The following is a 2477-nucleotide window of genomic DNA, read 5'->3' as shown; positions in this document are numbered from 1 at the left end:
GTGGTGAATGTCGATGGTCTGCAGCCGTCCCGGCCCGATATTCACGAACCGATGCGGCACGCCCTTTGGTCCCAGCACCACTTCGCCTGCCCCGGCCTCGATCACCTCATCCCCGACAAAGAACCGCTGAGCGTGCATCGCCAGCGCTTCGAGAGCCTCGCCCATGCGACCCGCGCAATTGGCGACTGGATCCAGTTCTATAACAATCGGCGTCCAAATCGGGGACTTGCCATGCTGACCCCGGCAGAGGCATTCAGCTTAGCGGCTTAACCTGAACAGATTCCGCTGGGTCGATACCGTATCTCCCCGACCCATCGATGGTGGCACACTCGTCCCGCTGATCATGGGAGGACATGACAATGAAGCAGTATGTGGGGTTGGACGTCTCGCAGAAGGAAACGGCGGTCTGTGTTGTCGACGAGTATGGCCGCGTAATCTTCGAAGGCCGGGCCAGGTCGGATCCAGGAGCTCTGGCTGCAATTTTGGCAAAGAAGGCACCGCTGGCAGAAAGGGTTGGCTTTGAAACCGGCGCCATGTCGAGCTGGCTCTGGCATGAACTGAAGCGGATCGGTCTGCCGGTGGTCTGCATCGGCGCCCGGCACGCGCACGCGGTTCTGTCCGGCCGGATGAACAAGAGCGACGAGAACGACGCCCGTGGTCTGGCCGAGTTGGTGCGGATTGGTTGGTATCGGGAAGTGGCGGTCAAGAGCGAGGCCAGCCAGCTGGTCCGTGCCCTGCTTGTCGCAAGGTCGCGGCTGGTGGCGATCCGCAGGGACTTGGAGAACCAGGTCCGCTCCATGCTGAAGGAATACGGGCTAATCATTCCGCGTGCGATTGCCGGTCAATTCCGTCGCCGCGTTATCGAACTGACCGGCGATGAGCACATCCTCTGGGCTGTCCTGCTGCCGTTGCTCTTGGTGCATGATCATGTCTGCAGCGAGCTTGAGGGGTTGGATCGTCAGATCAGGGAGATGGCGAGAACCGACGAGACGACACGGCGGTTGATGACCATCCCCTGCATCGGCGTGGTGACGGCGCTGACCTTCCGGCACACGATCGATGATCCCTCGCGATTTCGAAGTGCCGCTTCGGTCGGAGCCTATCTCGGTCTTACCCCGCGGCGAAGGCAGTCCGGCGAGATGGACACCACCGGTCACGTCTCGCGATGGGGTGACCGCCTGCTGCGGGCTTATCTCTTCGAGGCCGCCAGCGTGCTGCTGCATCGGACGAAGCGCTGGTGCGCACTGAAGGCTTGGGGGCTCCGGCTGGACAAGCGAAATGGGATGAAGAAGGCGCAGGTTGCGGTGGCGCGTAAGCTCACTGTCATCTTGCACTGCATCTGGGTCGATGGCACCTCGTTCGAATGGGGAAAAGAGCCGACCTGACCCTCAACACGACCTCGAGATCGCGGGCCTGACGCCAGACCTGTGATGTCCCGCCGGGACGGTGGTTGTGGTGACCTCGTTCAATCGGCTGCGGTCTGAAGAACCGCGCTGCACACGTTGACTCACCCGGCCCAAACATCATCATGAGGCCAAGACCTCGGAAAGGACCATGACCCCGGCAAGGACTGAAAACAGGCTTGACCCAGACACGCAATTAAAGGGCCGAAACACCCCGTGTCGCGCGCGAGGGTGACATCTGATGACAAACCACAAGCAGGCCGGTTTCTGCCCCCCCGATCTTGACCACCCGCTGACGGTCCTGCGAGACTTCGAGACAGGGGGATTTCGACCATGTTCCATGCCACCTTGCCCGCGCCGATCACCGATACTTTCGTCCAGCTGGTCGAAGCAGCAACCGGTCACCCGGTTCGCTGGTCCAGCGCCTTGCCGATCCACTGCGCCTTGCAATGGGACCGCACCCGAAACCGCGCGGGCCTCATCTACCGCAACGAACCCGGCCACCTCGCGTTCGCTATCTTGAGCTTCGATGACACATTGATCGCACGCTGCGACATTGGCCCCGAAGATTTGGCCATGATCGGGTTGGCCCGCTTAGGGCTGGTGGCACTCGGTACTATGCCGCGACCCCTCCGCAGATGCGTGAAGGTGCGACCTGTCCCGCCTGTTGTCGTGGCGCGGCACCTAGCCACCACGGTGAGCTTGGCTGACCCCTAAATACAGCGCAGGCATACCGCTTGCATTTTTTGCTAGCATTTATCATCTTGGCGCAATGACCAGCACTCACCGAATGACACTCGCCGCCGTCTTTACGGAGCCGACCTCGGGCACCATCGAATCGGTGGCTATCGAAAACTTGCTGGCCGCGGCTGGCGCAGCGGTGATCGAAGGCAATGGGTCTAGGGTGAAGTTTGCATGTAACGGCCTAATCGCCTCATTCCATCGCTCCCATCCTGCCATGGAGGCAAAACGCTATCAGGTTCGAGACGCCCGCGACTTTCTAGAACGCATTGGAATCACGCCATGAACAGCATGACCTTCAAGGGCTACAGAGCTCGCATCGATTACGACGAC

General features: G+C 60.8%; 5 protein-coding genes. 4 read left to right on the top strand and 1 reads right to left on the bottom strand.

Going from position 1 to position 2477, the window contains the following annotated elements; translation table 11 throughout:
• Positions 1 to 138 (bottom strand): cupin domain-containing protein (locus tag IB235_RS26030; RefSeq protein WP_370576996.1); only part of this gene is annotated, 138 nt, incomplete at its 3' end.
• Here IB235_RS26030 and IB235_RS26025 point away from each other — a divergent pair.
• The 4 genes from IB235_RS26025 (at position 133) to IB235_RS24485 (ending at position 2430) form a co-directional block, all read left to right on the top strand.
• A complete protein-coding gene (locus tag IB235_RS26025) occupies positions 133 to 270 on the top strand; it encodes an integrase core domain-containing protein (RefSeq protein WP_370576995.1) in 138 nt (45 codons plus the stop codon). The genes IB235_RS26030 and IB235_RS26025 overlap by 6 nt on opposite strands.
• An 89-nt stretch (positions 271 to 359) precedes the next feature.
• Positions 360 to 1385, top strand: coding sequence for an IS110 family transposase (locus tag IB235_RS24495; protein WP_192338996.1), 1026 nt, complete (start codon positions 360 to 362; stop codon positions 1383 to 1385).
• Between the two features lie 351 nt (positions 1386 to 1736).
• On the top strand, positions 1737 to 2120 hold the full coding sequence (locus tag IB235_RS24490) for a hypothetical protein (RefSeq protein ID WP_192338994.1): 384 nt from the start codon (positions 1737 to 1739) through the stop codon (positions 2118 to 2120).
• Positions 2121 to 2193: 73 nt separating this feature from the next.
• On the top strand, positions 2194 to 2430 hold the full coding sequence (locus tag IB235_RS24485; protein WP_225612615.1) for a type II toxin-antitoxin system HicA family toxin: 237 nt from the start codon (positions 2194 to 2196) through the stop codon (positions 2428 to 2430).
• The last annotated feature ends 47 nt before the right edge of the window (positions 2431 to 2477 follow it).

This window comes from Paracoccus sp. PAR01 (assembly GCF_014851995.1).
Lineage (GTDB): Bacteria > Pseudomonadota > Alphaproteobacteria > Rhodobacterales > Rhodobacteraceae > Paracoccus > Paracoccus litorisediminis.
Note: the sequence above shows the minus strand (reverse complement) of the source record. Positions and strands in the feature narration are given on the sequence as shown.

Excerpts from the sequence above, each read along its gene's own strand:
- IB235_RS24490 (WP_192338994.1), top strand. The coding sequence starts at position 1,737 with ATGTTCCATGCCACCTTGCCCGCGCCGATCACCGATACTTTCGTCCAG.
- IB235_RS24485 (WP_225612615.1), top strand. The coding sequence starts at position 2,194 with ATGACACTCGCCGCCGTCTTTACGGAGCCGACCTCGGGCACCATCGAA.
- IB235_RS24495 (WP_192338996.1), top strand. The coding sequence starts at position 360 with ATGAAGCAGTATGTGGGGTTGGACGTCTCGCAGAAGGAAACGGCGGTC.